General features: G+C 41.6%; 1 pseudogene. It reads left to right on the forward strand.

The window, feature by feature from the left end:
* Nucleotides 1–231, forward strand: a pseudogene (locus RG959_RS25025) (oligopeptide ABC transporter substrate-binding protein); the annotation flags it as partial.

Below are 231 nucleotides of genomic sequence, written 5' to 3' on the forward strand. Positions count from 1 at the left end.
CTCCAGATGGGGAAGAGTTAGTAATTAATTTTGCTTCCATGTCAGGTGGAGACACAGCTGAGCCACTAGCTAACTACTACATCCAGTCTTGGGAACAAGTAGGTTTAAAAGTTCAACTTTTAGATGGTCGTTTACAAGAATTCAATACTTTCTATGATCGTGTTGGGCAAAATGGTGACGATGATCCAGCAGTTGACATTTTCCAAGGTGCATGGGGTGTTGGAAATGATG

Origin of the sequence: Domibacillus sp. 8LH, from assembly GCF_038806185.1 — a bacterium.
In the GTDB taxonomy this organism is placed as follows: domain Bacteria; phylum Bacillota; class Bacilli; order Bacillales; family Domibacillaceae; genus Domibacillus; species Domibacillus indicus_A.